Below are 17,222 nucleotides of genomic sequence, written 5' to 3' on the forward strand. Positions count from 1 at the left end.
TGTATTTATTTTGTAGTAACTACCTTGTTTTTCTTACGCCGTTTTCATCTACCTCGTAGCCGTCCACAATGATGCTTCTTGCAAGGGAGCCATCGGCATAAAAGTAATACCACTTGCCGTCAATCTCAAGCCACTTACCGGATACCATTACACCGCACTTGGTAAAGTAATAGGTTTTATTGTTACCGTTTGAACCGAGATCCCAAAAGCCTACTAACATTGTCTTGCCTGAATAGAATCGCCAGTTATCGCCGTCCTTTACCCAACCGGTTTTCAGTGTACCATCGTTGTTGAAGTAATATTTCACACCGTCGATAGTCTGCGTTCCGGTAAGAGCTTTGCCGTCCTTATAGCACAGATATTGACCATCGTCATCCAGCGCCCAGCCCTGGGCGGTGGCAGGGGTGATGGTCAGTTTGATGTAACGGTACAGCATGGAGGAAACCTCTGCGCGGGTGGCATTTGCCTTGGGGTTAAACTTGTTGTTCTGCTCACCCATCATGATGCCCGCCTGCTGCATGGACCTCACCGCGCCGCTGTAGCTGCTGCCGATGTTTACAGCGTCTGCAAAGGTGACAGCCTTACGGGTCACAGGCAGGATATAGCCGGTGGCATTGGCGTAATTTGCGAAAATCACCGCAATTTCCTCACGGGTGATATCACGGTCAGGTGCGAACTGCTGGTTACCGACGCCCTGAATGATACCATTTTGATACGCCCACTCAATGTATGGATGATATGCACTGTCAGCCTCCACATCGGGAAAGCTGCTTGTGTTATACACTTTCGTATCTACTCCTGACAGTCTGCCGAGAGCCGTTACCAGCATTCCCCTTGTCATGGCGTTGTCGGGCGCAAAGGCCGTTTCAGAGGTTCCCGAAAGCAGTCCACGTCCTACCACATAATCAATGGATTCCTTGCCCCAATGGGCGTCGGTATCCGTAAACTTGGCGCTTGGAGCCGTATAGCCCACCCCGTACACTGAGAAGTGATTGGTTGTGAAGATGATCCTTTGGCTATTGGCATCGTAGGCTGAGCCGGGGATGCGGTTCACCTTACCGTTACCGTCCACATAGACCGCATACAGGCAGCCTGCTGCTTCGTTATTTCCCGGCGTATAGGGGATGGATAGCGTTACACTTCCATTTCCCAACGAGGTGAGGTTCACGGTTTTACCGTCCCTTACAGTGCTTATGGTAATGCTGTAGGCTCTACGAACGCCGGAGAAGCTTACCGGCTTCACCGTAATGGTCACATCGCCGGTACTCTGATTCTGGATTTCCTGCAAAGCCGTCTGATTCAGATTCAGAGTCAGAAGCTGACCGTTTACCTCAAACTGCTGTACCTTGGCATCGGTGAACTGCTTCAGCACAGGCTGGGTCAGCACAATACCGATGGATCTCGTGTTTGCCGGATTATCCAATGTGACTGAAATACAAATATTATTTGCAGCTTTGCCCTGAGATTTTGCGTCGGCCTGCGCCTTGGCAATGGAGTCGGTAATGGTCTGATTCGGGATAGTTGCATTTGCAGCGCCGTTCGTACCTGCTTCCGCCGTAACAGAAGCATCCGCCGTTACCGGCTGATCGGTCTTCATTTCGGGCGTGGTGGTGGTGCCGGAGGTCGATCCTCCACCTCCGCCATAATTTCCACCTCTGTCTGTTTCCTTGGTAAATGTAACGGACAGTACTCTGCTGTCAGTCATTCCCGGTTTTACCCCTATCGCTTTGACCGTTGCGGTGGCATTTAGCGTGAATGCACCAATGTAAAGCGTGCTGCCCGCTGTTGGCAGGCTGCCATCGGTGGTGTAGTAAATGTCCGCGCCTGCCGTGGTGCAGGAAAGTGTTACGCTCTGGCTTCCGGTAAAGGTTCCGCCGTTTGGCAAAGCCGTGGGCGTTTTCACCTGAAACAGCGACAGGGTCAAGCTGCTGCTTGTGCCAGAGCTGGCATTATAGCCCGGCTTTGCAGCCATGCGCTTGTAGCCGGTGATGGTATCGCCGGGCTGGCAGCCGGTTCTGGTGTTTGTAACGCTCCAGTTTGTGCCGTCAAAACTGTACTCCGCGCCCGCTGTTGCGGGAATTGTCACGGTATAGCTCGTATCGTACACGCTCGCATAGGTCAACGTGAATGCCGGCGGTGCGCTCTGATTCTGGTTTGCCGTATCGACGATTACACTGGCTTCCGGGGAGGCAATGTGGGTTGCTGTTGCTTTCCACCGGATATACAGTGTTACATTTTCCGCACTGTTTGAGGTATAGGTCCGTATGCTGCCCCAGCTTGCGCTGCCAAACTTATATTCCGTACCCGGAACCGCCGTGATGGTGATGGTTTTAGGAAAGTCGCTTTCGCTTACGGTGTAGTTCAGTGCGGGAGCTGCACGGTCATTCAGCTTTTCAAAGGTGACTGCGCCTGTATTGCCCGCTGCACCCGCCTTATGCGTTGCTGTTTCTTTGATGCGGGTGTAAAAGGTGGGGGTGCTTGCCGGTGCAATACCCGCAAATACGTTGCTGTTCTGCCATGCGCCGCTGTCCATTCTATATTCCGCACCGGGGATAGAAGATATCGTATAGGTAAATGCCGAGCCGTCGCCGGTGTAGGAGCCGGTTACGCCAGTCGGTGCTTCCGGACCGTCTGCTTTCTCTACCGCAGCGGTTGGAGCGGAGGTCACACTGCCTGAGCAATTTTCCGCAGTCACGGTGACTGTAATTCGTGCGCCAAGATCCTCCTGCATCAGAATATAGTTATTGGTTGGCGTAACGCTGATGGGAACACCGTTACGATTCCACTGGTAGCGAAGTGTACCCAGATCGTATCCAGCGTATCCAGATGAGGCAGAGAGCCCCAAGACGTTCGCTATCAGGGTATTTCCGTATTCTGCTGTGCCATTAATGGTTACCCCACCTATCAGCATCGGCTTATCGGTAGTCACCAAAAGTGCCTCGCTTGCCGGCGATGGTTCGTGGTTGGTATCGCCTTTCAGGCGGGCGTAGAAGCTGTATGCTGTGTTTGGGGCAAGGGCGGTAAACGCAAATGAATCCTGCCATGCGCCGTCTGTCCCTTTTCTGTACTCCGCACCGCTGATAGCGTTCAGCATAACTTCGATTGCATTTTTGCTGCTTAGCGTTGGTGCGGCTGGCGCGGACTGGCTGGCTTTTTCTATGTTGAAGGTTATGCCGGTTTTTGTCCCGGTAAAGTTTCCGGTGCCGGTTAAGTTCATCGTAACAGTTCCGACATTGATTCCATTGCTGGCGCTTCCGCCTGCTACGGAAACCTGATAGTCTACATCCTTCTCAAGCGTTTGGCCGTCAAAGGTGACGGTTAAGGACGGGGTAATGGAGGCGCCGGTGTAGGTGTAGGTATCTTCATTGAGCGTTACCGCAGCTCCCGCAATATCACGCAGGATCAGGTACAGGCCGCTTTCACCGGACTGCGTGCCGCCCACATTTTGAAGGACAGGCAGCTTGCCGTCTTGGATTGTCCAGACCGAAGTATCCCAGCCGGAGGTATCCCAATTACCCGCGGTTGCCCAGAAGCTGGCGGTGTTCATCTGCCTGCTGCTTACATTCGTGCCGTCAGGATTGCCAGCGCCCGTCATACCGGAAAACGCCACACTGCCGGAGAGTGTGACGCCGGTACCGACAAAACCTGCCACGCGCCCGACATTACTGCTGCCGCTGACGCTTGGGTTCAGCGCGGCGCAGTTTCGCACGATACTGTTATTGCTTACAGCACCCGCCACACCGCCGATATCGCTTGTACCGCCGACCACGCCCGTGGCGTAGCAATTTGTTGTCACGCCGCCCAAAACACAGCCCGCCACGCCACCAACACTGTTGCCTTTCCCAATGACGGATCCGGTGGAATAGCAGTCTGTCAGCCAGCCTCTTAAAACACTGCCTGCAATGCCTCCAATATTGTTGCTGCCGGTAACGGAGGCGGTAGCATAACAGTTTGCTACTTTATTCTCTTCATCGACGAAGCCGTCCACACTGCCTACAATACCGCCCACACCGGTTCCATGGCCGGTGACTGAACCGATAACATAACAGTATGTTATGCTGCTTCCACCATTAACATAACCTGCCACACCGCCGACACTACCGCTGCCGGAAATGCTTGCCTCCTCAATTCCAAGATTCTGAATCGTACCGCCGCTCATATAGCCGAACAGGCCGGAGAACTGCTCCGTACGGTTGATGATAGAAAGCCCTGTGATTTTTTTGTTACCGCCGTCAAAGATTCCCTTGAAGGGGGTTGAGCCGGTGCTTCCGATCGGAACCCAGCCCTTGCCGCTGTTCCAGTCTTTGCCATAAGCGGAAAGGTCAAGATCGGCGATGAGCTTGTAATATATGTCCTTGCCGCCATAGGTCGCATTGGTTGCCGAATCATTCACCAGCTCCGCCAGCTTTGCAAGCTGATCTGCGGTGCCGATTTGGTAGGGGGCACCGCTTGTGCCTTCGCCGAGAAAGTGGTTGCTGCTGCCGCCCGCAAGGTGCGGCGGCAGGGCAGCGTCCTGCGTGCCACCCGCATTTATAAGGATGGGCAGCTTGCCGTTTTCCGTCGTCCAGCCGCCGGCAGTTGCGAAGCGACCGTAGATGGTACCGTCCGCTTTAATTTCGGCAGTGCTAATATCCACGCCGTTTTTATCGGCCGGACTATTTACTATGCTTCCGAATTTTCCTGTGCCCAAGTCTGTCATGCCGGAAAAAGCCGCATTGCCGGTAAGTGTGCCGCCGCCGGCGATGGCTCCCGCCACGCGCCCGACCTCGCTGCTGCCAGTGACACTGGGGTTCAGCGCGGCGCAGTTTGTTACATTGCCGTAAGTAATACCTGCCACTCCGCCGAAATTGCTGCCTGCACCATTGCTGATAACTGCACCTGTGGCATAGCAGTTTATCACGTCGCCATTGAGTGCAACATAGCCCGCCACGCCGCCGATATGGCTGCCTGTGCCGGTGACGGTACCTGTGGCATAGCTGTTTGTCACAATGCCGCTGTTAACCCTGCCTGCCACTCCGCCGGCACTATCACCTTTGCCAGTAACAGTGCTGGTTGCATAGCAGTTTACCACACCGCTGTCGGTGCCGAAGACAGAACCCGCCACACCGCCAACACTTTTTGCCCCGCTAACCAAACCATAAGCATTGCAGTTTATCACAATGCCGTAATAAGTATAGCCTACCACCCCGCCGACACCGCCTGCACCGCTGATCGAGCCGGAAACACTGCAGTTTGCCACGTCGCTGTTGGCGCCGTAAACATAGCCCGCCACGCTGCCGACAAAATCACCGCCAGTGATGCTTACCTCCATAAGCTTAAGATTTTCCACCGTACCGGTCACAAAGCCAAACAGGCCGGTAAGCTCCTCCGTGCGGTTGATAAAAAGCCCGGTGATTTTTTTGCTGCCGCCGTCAAAGGCTCCCTTGAAAGGGAAGGTGCTGGTGCTTCCGATCGGCATCCAGCCCTTGCCGCTGTTCCAGTCTTCGCCGTAAGCGGAAAGGTCAAGATCGGCGGTGAGCTTGTAGTGTTTGTTATTGTAACTTGTATCGCCCGCATTCACCAGCTCCGCCAGCTTTGCAAGCTGCTCTGCGGTGCTGATCTGATAGGGGGCAGTACTTGTGCCTTCACCGAGGAAGTAAGAGCTGCTTCCGCCCAGCACAAGGTGCGGCGGTATGGCAGCGTCCTGCACGTCCGCCGGGATAGCTGCAAGGATAGGCATCTTGCCGATTTCCACCGTCCAGACGGTGGGATTATTCCAGTTAATCGATGTTGCCCAGTAGCTCCCTGTTGTTATATCTGCGCTGCTTATATCCGCACCGTTTATGTTATTTGACGTACCACCACTAATAGGTTGGTCTATATTATTTACCTTGACCGCCATGCCGGAAAATGCCGCATTACCGGAGAGTGTACCGTTGGCGAAGGCTCCCGCCACGCGCCCGACTGTGCCTGTACCGCTGACGCTGGGGTTCAGCCCGGCACAGTTTGTCACATTACCGTAAGCAAAGCCTGCCACGCCGCCAATATAGAGGCCGGTGGCATTAATCGTGCTTATGGTGTAGCAGTTTGTTACAACGCCGTCGGTTGCAACATAGCCCGCCACTCCGCCGACATTGTTTCCTGTGCCTTTGCAGGTAACGGTACCTGTGGCATAGCAATTTGTCACGCTGCCACTGTTAACCTTGCCCGCCACTCCGCCGACCTGATCACCTTTGCCGGTGACGGCACTGGCGGCATAGCAGTTTGCCACTCCGCCGTGTACAATACCCGCCACGCCACCAACCACGCCTGCACCGCTGACCAAACCGGTAACATAGCAGTTTGTCACGTTGCCGCCAACAGAACCTGCCACTCCGCCAACCACGTTGCTGCCGCTGACCGAACCGGAAACACTGCTGTTTATCACGCGGCTGTCAACAAGGTCCGTTATGCCCCCAATAACATAGCCCGCCACTCCGCCGACACCACCTGTACCACTGATTGATCCGGAAACATCACAGTTTGTCACTCTGCCGCCAACAAGGCCATCCTGACTGCATTCAATATAGCCTGCTATACCTCCTACCTGAGCAGCGCCGGAAATGCTTACCTCCACTAGTTTAAGGTTTTCCACTGTACCGCCCGCCAAGCGGCCGAACAGGCCGGTAATATTCTCCGTGCGGTTGATAAAAAGCCCAGTAATCTTATTATCGTTTCCGTCAAAGATTCCCTTGAAGGAGTTGGTTTCAGTCCCGATGGGCTTCCAGCCCTTGCCGCCATTCCAGTCTTTGCCGTAGGCGGAAAGGTCAATGTCATTCATAAGTTTTAGGGATACTGTAGCGCTGCTGTCATTGAACAAAAAAGTTTCCAGCCTGCCGGCGTTGACCAGGACGGCAATTTCCAAAAGCTGTGCCGCCGTGGTAATTTCCAGCGGACTTGCTGAGGTGCCCCCTCCTCCCATACGCAGTATCATCCGCTTAACAGCAGGGATGTATACGGTGATGCGGGGAGCTTCCGTATCTTCAGCGATGGCATAACCTTCGCCCGGTTTTGCAGCGAACACGTATAGTCCGTTTGCCGGGGAATCGGAGTCATAATTGTGATCTGCTTCCCAAGTCACCGGAATTTGAGCAATTTGCCCCTCTACTGTGCCGGTGAGCATCTCAGGAAAGACCGGCTCATGGGTGTTCTGCCAGCGGATATCCTCTGTCAGCTCGTCAAAGGCGGTGATTGTCCCCTTAACTGCCTCCCCCTGCACCGTTACAGTGATGGCGGGCGTTTCGGCACTGAGGGTAAAGCCCTCTGTTTCAGCGGTAAAGACATATATCCCTGCCGTGTTGCCATCATAGTCCGGCGTTGCGGTCCATTTTACCGGCACCGAAGCGGTTGTTTCCGTATACCCGGTATCGGATTCTTCCTGTAATGGATCTACGGCTTCCTGACCGCCTACGGGAGCTTCTTCATCTTCTGTGGATACCTCCCCTTTGGGAGCCTGCTTCTTCTGCATGCCCTCGTCAGTCGTTTCTTCCTGTACCGGATCAGTAGTTTCCTGGTCCGCTACAGAGGGGGTTGCCTTATCTTCTGGGGACACCTCCTCTTTGGGAATCTGCTCCTGCTGTATGCCCTCGTCAGCCGGTTGAGCTACGGTTTCTCCGGTAGCCACCAGATCCTCCTGTACGCTTTCCGTATTTTGTGCCGATTCCTGCTGTAGCGCATTACCGGAATCCTGTACCCGCTCGTCTGTGTACACCGCAAGGCGTACCGTAGCCGTCAGGCTTTCAGGCAAATTCAAATTTCCAAGCGGTGTACCAAGGGCCACCCTCTGTGCTGCCGTCACTTCGGACAGCGGTTGAAATGATACAATCTCACCGCTTATTCCAGCATTCAGGTTTTCTGCCGCCGCCGAAACAGGCATCATTCCCAGCACCATGATTAAGGACAGCGCCATTGCCAAAAGCCGTCGGGACAATTTGTGATGATTCATATGGTTACCTTACTCCTTTCCAATAAGTGAATTGGCAAAGCAATTCCCTATTATCAAAATCAAAAATTCCCTCAATGTAATCATAAGGGAATTTTTGATAAAAGGGTATTGACCAAACGGCTACTTATTTTCGGTTTTAATGTTTACTTCCTGTGCTTTTAATGAAAATTTCAGCAATTCGGCCGCCGAAACTGGACACCGTTTTACCGGTACCATAACCTACTGTAATGTCATATACCGGATATGCGATAATGATCTTTTTCGCTGCGTCGGAAAGGTATGTCCTTAAGTACAATGGTATTGCTGATGTTTTTCGCAGACTCCAGCCCTACGGTTAACGATATTAAGCGGCATTTCATAGTTCAGCAGGCTGAGACATATCTAGAAATTGAAATATCTAAAAAAATATTGTATACTGGTTAAAAAAATATCTGGAAGCGGGCGTATGAAGTACCTAACCATTTAAAGCGGACAGGGACGCATCACCGGATCGCTGAGATAGGGAAACCTTTGGCTCAGTTCCACGGACGCCGAAAAGCCTGCTGACAATAGAGTACGTCCGAAGAAATGATATTTAATGCCGATAGTATGAAAGCATTGCATATCTTGTTGTAATTTATCTTGGAATGAAGGAGTGAACTTGAATGGACATCGTCAAATTGATATTTACCCTATTGCTTTCCTCCTCAGTTGTCTGTGCGTTCCTGCTGATCAAATACGCCAGCAAGCGGCACAGTATGCCGGGCGCCGGCTACTTTATCCTGCTGCTTGTGTCAACCGCTGTCAGTAATATTGCCTATACGGCGGAAATCAATGCGTTGACGCTGTCTGCGGCATTGATCTGGTTCTATATCCAACATTTTTCCACCCCCCTGCAGCATTATTTCTGGATGATGCTGAGCCTTGAATATTCCGAGGCGCCGAAATGGATTGTCAGGAAGGCAAAATACATAGGACTGCTTCACCCAGCCTTGTTTTATCTTATTTTCTTTACCAACCATCTTCACCACCAGTACATATCCTCTTACAGCTTTGTAAACAACGGACATTTTGAGGTCATCCTCTCAGCAAAAGAACCGTTATACATGCTGATGGTAGCATCCGGGACACTGATCGGGATCATCTCCATGATCTTTTATATCTGGGGTCTGATGCGCTCTCCTCGGCTTCACCGGTACGGTTATCTCATCATGATGGTGGCTTCTTTCATTCCTTGGATTACGGTATATTTAATTGCCAGCAATACGAATTATCTCGGTATTGACTATTTTCCTGTGGTTTCGATTCTCTCTGGCATCTTATACATGCTTGGGATATTCAAGTTCCGTATCTTTAATGCCATTCCCATTGCAACGTCGATTGTATTTCGTCAATCAAAGGAAGGCGTTATCATTGTTGATTTGGAGGATCAAATCATTGACGCCAATGATTCTTTCACGGAACTATACCCCGACCTAAAAGGACGGCTTCACCAATATACCCTCCGCTCGTTTACGGAGAACCATGCGGAGCTGAAAGGCGTATACGGGGAGAATCCGGTATTTACCTACAGCCTGACGGAGGAAGGAACGGAAAGACACTACCAAGCAGAGATTACAAAGGTCATGACCGATGATGAGCTTGAAATAGGAAAGGTTCTTACCATTATGGATATAACCCTGTTTGTAGAGAAGCAAAAGAACTTGGAAAGCATCGCTTCCACGGCCATTGATCAGGCGGAAACCTGCGAGCTTTCTTTTTTGCAGGCACAGATCAAACCTCATTTTTTGAACAATACCCTCAGCGTCATCGGTTCCATGGTCACAAGAAGTCCTCAGGAGGCAAAGGCGCTGATTGCCGAGCTGGGGGAGCATCTTGCCAACTGCTACTATTTCGACAGTAACTCCCCCATGGTTTTGCTGGAAAAGGAGCTGGAATGCGTTCGTACCTATGTTTCCATCGAAAAAGCAAGATTCCGGGAGCGGCTGAATTTTCATCTGGAGTATGACGATATTCCATCCATTTCCATTCCAAGGCTGGTGCTCCAGCCGTTGGTGGAAAATGCTCTCCGGCATGGAATCCTCAAAAAAGCCGGCGAGGGCAATGTCTGGCTTACCATCTGCGTGGAAGAAAACAGATTCCGGTTTGAAGTCAGAGACGACGGGGCCGGCATGAGTCATGAAATTCTTAGCAGGCTGCTCCTAGATACAGAAAATATCCACAGCATTGGCCTGTCCAATATCCACAGGCGGCTGATGAAACATTATGGGCAGGGACTTACGATTACCAGCGAGCCGGGAGTAGGAACACAGGTTGTGTTCTATGTTCCGGAAACTGCTGTATTGGAAAGGGCGGGTACACAATGATTAAGACAATTATACTGGATGATGAATGGTACAACCTTGAGGAAGTCTGTGAACTGGTGGAGAAAACCGGCTTCATGCAGGTATCAGGAAAGTATATGAACCCGCTTCAGGCGTTGGAGGAAGCTGCTACCCTGGCTCCACAGGTAGCTTTTATCGATATCGAAATGCCAGAGTTGGACGGTCTGGCCTTTGCGGAAAAGCTGCTTGAAATCCAACCGGAAGTTATGATTGCCTTTATCACAAGCTGGAACCAATACGCCGTACAGGCATTTGAGTTGAACGCTTTGGATTATGTGATGAAGCCCATCAAGGAGGAACGGTTCCTGAAGCTGGCGGAGAAGATTCATACGGAAATCAACCGAAAGGAACAACTCTCCTATGCAGAGCAGGTCTTGTCCCTCTATGGAAGGCAAAAGGTTGCGCCCGCAGCAGATCATATGCCGGATATTCCATTAACCGGACGGGAAACTCAGGTACTGACCCTGCTTGCACAGGGACTGACCCAGCGGGAGATTGCGGAAGAGTTGTTTCTTTCGGTTTCCTGCATTAAAAAGCATCTGGCAAGTATTTACTCAAAGCTTAATGTCAACAATAAAATCAGCGCTGTGCAAAAAGCGCGGGAATCAAACATTTTATAACCGAAAAAAGCCGCCGTTTGATAAAAGACGAAATTCCTTAGCATTGATCTGATTTTTGCCCCACCATTCTATCGGTTATTAATAACCGGAGAAAAGGTGGATTCTTCTTTTGTGGAACGGCTGATATCCTGGGCTCTTATGGGGCTGAGTGGAGAAACATAAACTCAGCCCATGGTAAATTCCTGTCTGACATGCTTTCAGTGGCTGGTGCAGCTATGGGCATGGCCCTTTTCATGATGCCCTTCCTCATGATGATGGTCACATTTAACATTGGAGTCGTATTTCAGCTGATTCAGGAGATAATCCTCCACAGCCTTGTCTGCTTCGCCAATTACCCCTCCGAAAAATTGAATGCCGTTTTGGGTCAGCGAATTCTGTGCACCGGTTCCAATCCCACCGCAGATCACCACAGAGACTCTCCGTTCTTTGAGAATACCAACCAGTTCCCCATGCCCATGACCGTTTGTTGAAAGGATTTCTTCCGCTGCAATTCTCCCATCACTCGCTTCATAAATCTTGAACGTCTCCGTTTTCCCGAAATGCTGATACACCTGTTTGTTTTCATAAGGTACTGCAATAATCATGATTATGACCCTCCTATTTTTTTATGATCATTGAACTTGATCCCGATGACAATGCCTGCATCCGCAATGTCCCGGCCGGTCGTTGCAAACAATATAATTCCCCCCGGCAATGTGCAGTTCCTTTCCCGCTACAAGGCATTCCGCCAGCTTGGTACGGGCACTATTATAGATTGCCTGAGCTGTTGTCCTGGCTATTTCCATTCTCTCTGCGCATTCATCCTGTTTCAGCCCTTCAAGATCAATCAGTCTTATGGCCTCGAATTCGTCGATGGTCATATTGATTACTTGAGCACCGGATTCCTGAGCATCCAGAGGACCGAAGATTTGACTCCGGGGCATACCACATACCCGTCTGCATTTGTGAGGCCTTGGCATTCCTTCTACCGCCTTTCCAGATCAATTATATAAATGGCATATGCCATCTATGTAAGAATTGTATACTTATTATTGGCATATGTCAATAACAAGATTGATTGAAAGTCAATGCAAATGCCCATAAGAAGCTCCATGGAGCGTTTCTTGAAAAATTTATATCAGAGAGCTGCCATTATCTGACAGAAGGAAAGCAGATTCAAAGTGGTTTAGATAGAAAATATGGACCTATTCATAGTGGAAATGAAAATAGAAGAAAAATCCGAAAAAAATCAAGGGAGATTTTCTGATCATGCAGGCTTGTTTTTAGAAAATTCCAGACCCATATAACAAACCCGGAGATCTGGATATCGTTGATCCCGGGCTTCATTGTCCATATTAATCAGGGGATATCATATCATTCCCTTGAGGATATTCTTGAATCCATCACTTCTTAAGAATTCATTCTGAATACTCTCCATATTACTCCTGTATTCGGTATAAAGGCTTCTGAATTTCCTGGGATATTAAATCCGGTATCCACAATATACATTGCTCCGTCCGGTCCAAAAATAAGTTGGTTTGGTCTTTCAAACCCTCCCCCATTTGATAAGGATGCCGGGAAGCCGGTATTATTAATTGCAAACGTACTGATTGTTCTGGATCTCATATCAATTCTTGATACCCTATGTCCTGCACTGGCATAGGATACCGAATCACCGATATGAGTATGAATGGTACTCCCATATTCAGCCACGTAAACATCCCCATAAGGTCCAAAATCCGCATTATAATTAAACTCGAACCCTCTTATGGAGGTATTAGGCGGAAACGTAACATAAGGTCTTGGAGGAATATTGGGCTGGTTTTTAAACAATAGGGAAGGCTGGACCCCTCCTCTTGGTGCGAACCGTGGTGAGTTTACTGCCTCCCCTCCGGAATAATCCGGCCATCCGTACCACAAACCAGGGGAAATATAATAAAAATCATCCGTAGCATTGTCAATGGGTCTGCTCCCAATTGGATTATATCCATTGTTTACTGCAAACAGCTGGCCGTTTATATCAAATTTTAAGAACGCCGGATTGCGGAATCCCCAGGCAACTTGTTCCAGATTTGAACCATCAAGATTTGCTCTTAGAATGCTTCCTGATGCTTTAATGTATTTCTTTCTGATTTCATATTCGATATTTGGTATTCCATAAGGAGAAAAAGCACCGGTATATGCAGTGTCATTGGGCAATCCCTCTGTCAAAATATTGGGGGATGGGAAATTTTGTCCATAAAGCATGACATAATCGCCGGTATAATCACAGAGCAAAGGAGAAACTGTCACCCACTTGTTATCGTTCCCGACGACCCCGCTGTTGGTAACAGTTCCTTGACCGAAATATAATTTATTATCAGGGGAAAAAGTAACCGGGCTATTATAATGATCACCGTTGCTGGGTAACCCCATAATGATATTCTGCCTTGTACCATCCTTGTAAATTTTACTTACATACCCTCTATGTGACACATATAAAACACCGTTTAAATAATTAATACCAGATATGGGGACAACAAAACCTTCTGCAATTGTCTCAAATTGTCCATTGACCATTTGCAGCACTTTGGCATTTCCAGTTGCCAATCCGGAATCTGCAATTAAAATATCTCCATCCTCATTAAATACCATTCCAATTGGGGAATCTATATTTTTTATAAATGCTTCAATACGATAGCCTTCGATGATGTATATATCCTCTGGATTTAAATATCGTTCCGATAAGGGATCGATTTGATTACAAGAGAGAATTCCTCTGCTATATTTAGCTTGAAACATTAACTTCACCAGGAATTTTTTTTACTACATTATATTCCGGTTTATTTAATTTATACAAGTAAACCAGGCAGTTCATCTCCTTAGAAAAGCTTGGACAGCATATTATCTTTCTTTGCCTGCCCGCTTTTCAGGAGCCGGGCAGATGATTCCGGCTTCAAATAAAGCATCGAACGTATTGGCTGCTCCACCGTGTTCAACAATTTTTCCATGAACGACTTTATCAATGTCCACCCCGGTGATACATATCTTTTTACCGGTAGGCTTCATCCCCAGCCATTCCCCCTTATGGGTACCTTCCATAAGGAACTCGGAAATTACATAATTGCCGTCACAATATTGCCGGGTAATGGTCATTTTTAAATCAGGATAGGTTTATTTTTTTATTTTTTCCTTATTATCCATAAAAGCCTCCTAAGCGTTCGGACCTGTTCCGGCTCCTTTTATATTCATATCATATCAGACTTGATAAATCAGATCAATCCCTCTCGAAAAATCAGATTCTTTAAACCGCAAAGTCAAGAGTTCCTATCGTTTATGCACGGAACCATGCGGATTTTAGCAATGCAAGGCCTTTTCGTATCTGTTGTTCTCCCAGTAACCACTTTTGATCTTCACCACCTGGAAATTCCAAAATAAAATGCATCCCTGCACCACGACCATGCAAGATTACTTTGCTGCCAAATACCTTCGCGGCTTCCCGTACCAGTACATCATGCCGTCTTTTATAGGTAAGACATATTTTACGTACATGACGTTCATAGTTTCCATCCCTCATATATTCAGCCAGAATCCGTTGGGTCAACCATGATACAGGCGTATTGTAAGATCGGAACCGGCTATGATACCTGGTAAGAAGCCGTACAGGCAGCACCATGTAATTTACCCGCATGGAAGGGGACAGGGACTTTGAAAAGGTTCCGATATAGATGGTGCGGTCACCCGTGTCCAGGGAATGGAGGGACGGTACTGGATTGACATCATATCTTAGCTCACTGTCATAATCATCTTCTATGACATAGGCATCATTAGTAACTGCCCATGGAAGGAGTTCCTTACGATGAAATATTGGCATCACAGTTCTAAATCGAGATACCAAAGTATGCTTTGAGGTTGATGAATTGTTTGGTCTTTTGACTGACAGTATTGATCATGCCTGCAACACGAAGGCAGAGTATAATAGTGTTGTGATTACAGGAAATGCTTCACTTCTTAAGGATCTGGATTATAAACGTGAGGTACTGAATAAGCTGGTGGAAAAGTACACGCCTCAATTTGCAGGGAATCAGCTTCCTGACAACATGATCAAAAGCACTGCTGTGATTGAGATTGATATCTTAACAGGAAAATTTCCTAATAAACTTGCATATGGTAGAAATGTTTTATTTCTATATGAAACTTATAAAAAATAAATGTACATATGAAAATATTGCGATATAATATGGTAAAACCGAAAGGAGTATGAATATGTATACAGCAGATTATTTTGTTAAAAGTTTGAACATGACCCCCCATCCGGAAGGTGGATTTTATAAGGAAATTTATGCGTCGGAAGATACTATAACATCAAAAGATTTAAAAGTAGACTTTGAAGGTTCGCGGATGCTTTGGACAAGTATCTATTTTTTACTCAGGGACGGAGAAGTATCTCATTTTCACAGACTAAAATCGGATGAAATGTGGTACTATCATTCCGGTTCTCCCCTGACTATTTATATGATCAGTCCAGAAGGAGAGTTTACTACGGAACAGCTTGGACTTACTGTTGAAAAGGGGGAAAAGCCTCAGGTATTGGTGCAAAAGAATTATATATTTGGTTCCGCTATGAATCATAAAGGGTATGCTCTTGTTGGCTGCATGGTATCTCCGGGATTCGAATTCAGAGACTTTGAATTATTTAAAAGACATGAGCTGATGGAACGATATCCGCAGCATCAGCAGATAATCCATAAACTGACTGTCAACCCGGAATCCCTATAAACATCTGCTCCATGGATTTAGCCTTCTTATCGGCTTTTCAAAAAGCTCCCGTTATTCCTTTTGGAAGACGGGAGCTTTCTGATATCACCGATTGATTGTACCTAATGATTGATCACTACTTATCCACAGGTATCCTGTTCGGCAGTCTCCTGTATTGACTCTGCTCTCTCCACAGGCAATATCTGATTCAAAAGGATGGCACTGATAGATGCAATGACTACCGCCGATTCGCCAAATACTGTTTTCGCCCAATCAGGAAATAACCCCAGACATCCTCCGGCCTGGATGACCCCGATTCCGAGAGCTACGGACAAGCCAACCACAGAAGTATTCCTGGCCGTCAGTTCCTCCCTGGTGATCAGCTTGATTCCTGTCATAGTAATCATGGCAAACACAGAAACAGTGGCTCCCCCTAAAACGCAGGAAGGAATGGTCGTTAACAGGGAGGCAAATTTAGGAATAAAGCCGGCTGCCAGTATAATAACCGCAGCGATCCCTAACACACACCGGTTCACCACCTTAGTCATAATCACAATTCCCACATTCTGGCTGAACGTTGCAGTAGGGAGGCCTCCCAAAAAAGCGCCTATGATACTGGCCACACCATTGCCGATGATCCCTCCGCACATTTCTTTGTCTGTAGCCTCCCTGTCTAAGCCGCCCCCTGCGGTAGAGGTAAAGTCACCGATGGCTTCCACGGAACTGACTACATACATTACCAGCATAGAGATGATTGAGGTCACTTCAAACTTCATCCCGAAATACATAGGCGCTGCAACCTGGAACCAGCTGGCGCTTTGTACATTCCGAAAGGAGACCATTCCCATTGCCAGAGCAATTATGTATCCAAAGATCATTCCCATCAGAATGGAGGCCATTTTACAGATTCCACTGGTAAAATAGTGAAAGAATAACACGATCACCAGTGTAAGCATGGCCACAAGCCAATTCCTGGGGCTTCCATAATCCTCCGCACCTGCTCCCCCGGCCATGTAGGTAACTGCTGTGGGATAAAGGGATAGTCCAATTGTAAATACCACGGTCCCTGTCACAAGAGGAGGAAATAATTTTGTCAGCTTCTTATAGAATAGGCCTACCACAACGGCTCCAACTCCGCCTACCAGCTGTGCTCCGAAAACCGTTGCTAAGTCAAACCGGCTTCCCAGGGAAATCAGCAGAGGAATATAGGCAAAACTGGCTCCCATGATAACAGGCAGACCTGACCCGCAGTATCGCCCCAAGGGAAAAAGCTGCAGCAGAGTAGCAATACCTGAAATTAAAAGTGCGGACTGAATCAGGATAATTTGTTCCGAAGAATCCACACCGGCCACACCGGCCAGGATAATTGCAGGTGTAACACACCCTACAATCATTGCCACCACATGCTGGATTGCCAGAGGCAATGCTTCTAAAAATCGGGGCATCCCATTTAAACTTGTAACTTCCACATATTTTTTATTCTTTTTTAAATGATCCATTCTTTTACCTCTCTATCTTCCCGGTCCGACAGAGGGGCAGAATCTCCCGCCACTCTGTTCC

Annotated in this window: 10 protein-coding genes and 1 pseudogene; 4 read left to right on the forward strand and 7 right to left on the reverse strand. The window is 48.4% G+C overall.

Translation table 11 applies throughout. From position 1 onward, the window contains the following. Positions 1-19: 19 nt before the first annotated feature. A complete protein-coding gene (locus tag CLOSA_RS13340) occupies positions 20-7,963 on the reverse strand; it encodes a GLUG motif-containing protein (RefSeq protein ID WP_013273297.1) in 7,944 nt (2,647 codons plus the stop codon). A 644-nt stretch (positions 7,964-8,607) separates the two neighbouring features. Between CLOSA_RS13340 and CLOSA_RS13345 the strand changes: the two genes are divergently transcribed. Continuing rightward, the gene (locus tag CLOSA_RS13345; protein ID WP_013273298.1) at positions 8,608-10,308 is read left to right on the forward strand and encodes a histidine kinase N-terminal 7TM domain-containing protein; all 1,701 of its coding nucleotides are present in this window, start codon (positions 8,608-8,610) and stop codon (positions 10,306-10,308) included. Further along, positions 10,305-10,946, forward strand: a complete 642-nt coding sequence (locus CLOSA_RS22690; protein WP_013273299.1) for a response regulator transcription factor — start codon at positions 10,305-10,307, stop codon at positions 10,944-10,946. The genes CLOSA_RS13345 and CLOSA_RS22690 overlap by 4 nt, the downstream gene beginning before the upstream one ends. A gap of 197 nt (positions 10,947-11,143) precedes the next feature. On the opposite strand, the gene CLOSA_RS13355 is transcribed toward CLOSA_RS22690, so the two are convergent. From CLOSA_RS13355 to CLOSA_RS13375, 5 genes and pseudogenes are all read right to left on the reverse strand, one after another. Further along, complete coding sequence (locus CLOSA_RS13355) at positions 11,144-11,530, reverse strand: NifB/NifX family molybdenum-iron cluster-binding protein (RefSeq protein ID WP_013273300.1); 387 nt, start codon at positions 11,528-11,530, stop codon at positions 11,144-11,146. Positions 11,531-11,557: 27 nt separating this feature from the next. Beyond that, positions 11,558-11,905, reverse strand: a complete 348-nt coding sequence (locus tag CLOSA_RS13360; protein ID WP_013273301.1) for a DUF134 domain-containing protein — start codon at positions 11,903-11,905, stop codon at positions 11,558-11,560. Between the two features lie 430 nt (positions 11,906-12,335). Continuing rightward, complete coding sequence (locus CLOSA_RS13365) at positions 12,336-13,706, reverse strand: PQQ-dependent sugar dehydrogenase (RefSeq protein WP_013273302.1); 1,371 nt, start codon at positions 13,704-13,706, stop codon at positions 12,336-12,338. A gap of 102 nt (positions 13,707-13,808) precedes the next feature. Then, positions 13,809-14,078 (reverse strand): annotated as a pseudogene (locus CLOSA_RS13370) (ester cyclase); the annotation flags it as partial. A 160-nt stretch (positions 14,079-14,238) separates the two neighbouring features. Next, a complete protein-coding gene (locus CLOSA_RS13375; protein ID WP_204593041.1) occupies positions 14,239-14,778 on the reverse strand; it encodes an aminotransferase-like domain-containing protein in 540 nt (179 codons plus the stop codon). On the opposite strand from CLOSA_RS13375, the gene CLOSA_RS13380 reads away from it, so the two are divergent. Continuing rightward, positions 14,777-15,115 carry a pyridoxamine 5'-phosphate oxidase family protein gene (locus CLOSA_RS13380; RefSeq protein ID WP_278146410.1) on the forward strand — a complete coding sequence of 113 codons (339 nt, stop codon included), beginning with the start codon at positions 14,777-14,779 and terminating at the stop codon, positions 15,113-15,115. The two genes, CLOSA_RS13375 and CLOSA_RS13380, sit on opposite strands and share 2 nt — an antisense overlap. Positions 15,116-15,170: 55 nt before the next feature. After that, positions 15,171-15,683, forward strand: a complete 513-nt coding sequence (locus tag CLOSA_RS13385; RefSeq protein WP_013273303.1) for a cupin domain-containing protein — start codon at positions 15,171-15,173, stop codon at positions 15,681-15,683. A gap of 119 nt (positions 15,684-15,802) precedes the next feature. On the opposite strand, the gene CLOSA_RS13390 is transcribed toward CLOSA_RS13385, so the two are convergent. Beyond that, a complete protein-coding gene (locus CLOSA_RS13390; RefSeq protein WP_013273304.1) occupies positions 15,803-17,161 on the reverse strand; it encodes a uracil-xanthine permease family protein in 1,359 nt (452 codons plus the stop codon). Positions 17,162-17,222 lie beyond the last annotated feature (61 nt).

Origin of the sequence: [Clostridium] saccharolyticum WM1 (genome assembly GCF_000144625.1) — a bacterium.
Lineage (GTDB): Bacteria > Bacillota > Clostridia > Lachnospirales > Lachnospiraceae > Lacrimispora > Lacrimispora saccharolytica.

What these genes read in the sequence shown, in the direction of transcription:
- CLOSA_RS13385 (WP_013273303.1), top strand. Translation starts at nt 15,171, where the DNA reads ATGTATACAGCAGATTATTTTGTTAAAAGTTTGAACATGACCCCCCAT.
- CLOSA_RS13365 (WP_013273302.1), bottom strand. Translation starts at nt 13,706, where the DNA reads ATGTTTCAAGCTAAATATAGCAGAGGAATTCTCTCTTGTAATCAAATC.
- CLOSA_RS13355 (WP_013273300.1), bottom strand. Translation starts at nt 11,530, where the DNA reads ATGATTATTGCAGTACCTTATGAAAACAAACAGGTGTATCAGCATTTC.
- CLOSA_RS13360 (WP_013273301.1), bottom strand. Translation starts at nt 11,905, where the DNA reads ATGCCAAGGCCTCACAAATGCAGACGGGTATGTGGTATGCCCCGGAGT.
- CLOSA_RS13340 (WP_013273297.1), bottom strand. Translation starts at nt 7,963, where the DNA reads ATGAATCATCACAAATTGTCCCGACGGCTTTTGGCAATGGCGCTGTCC.
- CLOSA_RS13375 (WP_204593041.1), bottom strand. Translation starts at nt 14,778, where the DNA reads ATGCCAATATTTCATCGTAAGGAACTCCTTCCATGGGCAGTTACTAAT.
- CLOSA_RS13345 (WP_013273298.1), top strand. Translation starts at nt 8,608, where the DNA reads ATGGACATCGTCAAATTGATATTTACCCTATTGCTTTCCTCCTCAGTT.
- CLOSA_RS22690 (WP_013273299.1), top strand. Translation starts at nt 10,305, where the DNA reads ATGATTAAGACAATTATACTGGATGATGAATGGTACAACCTTGAGGAA.
- CLOSA_RS13390 (WP_013273304.1), bottom strand. Translation starts at nt 17,161, where the DNA reads ATGGATCATTTAAAAAAGAATAAAAAATATGTGGAAGTTACAAGTTTA.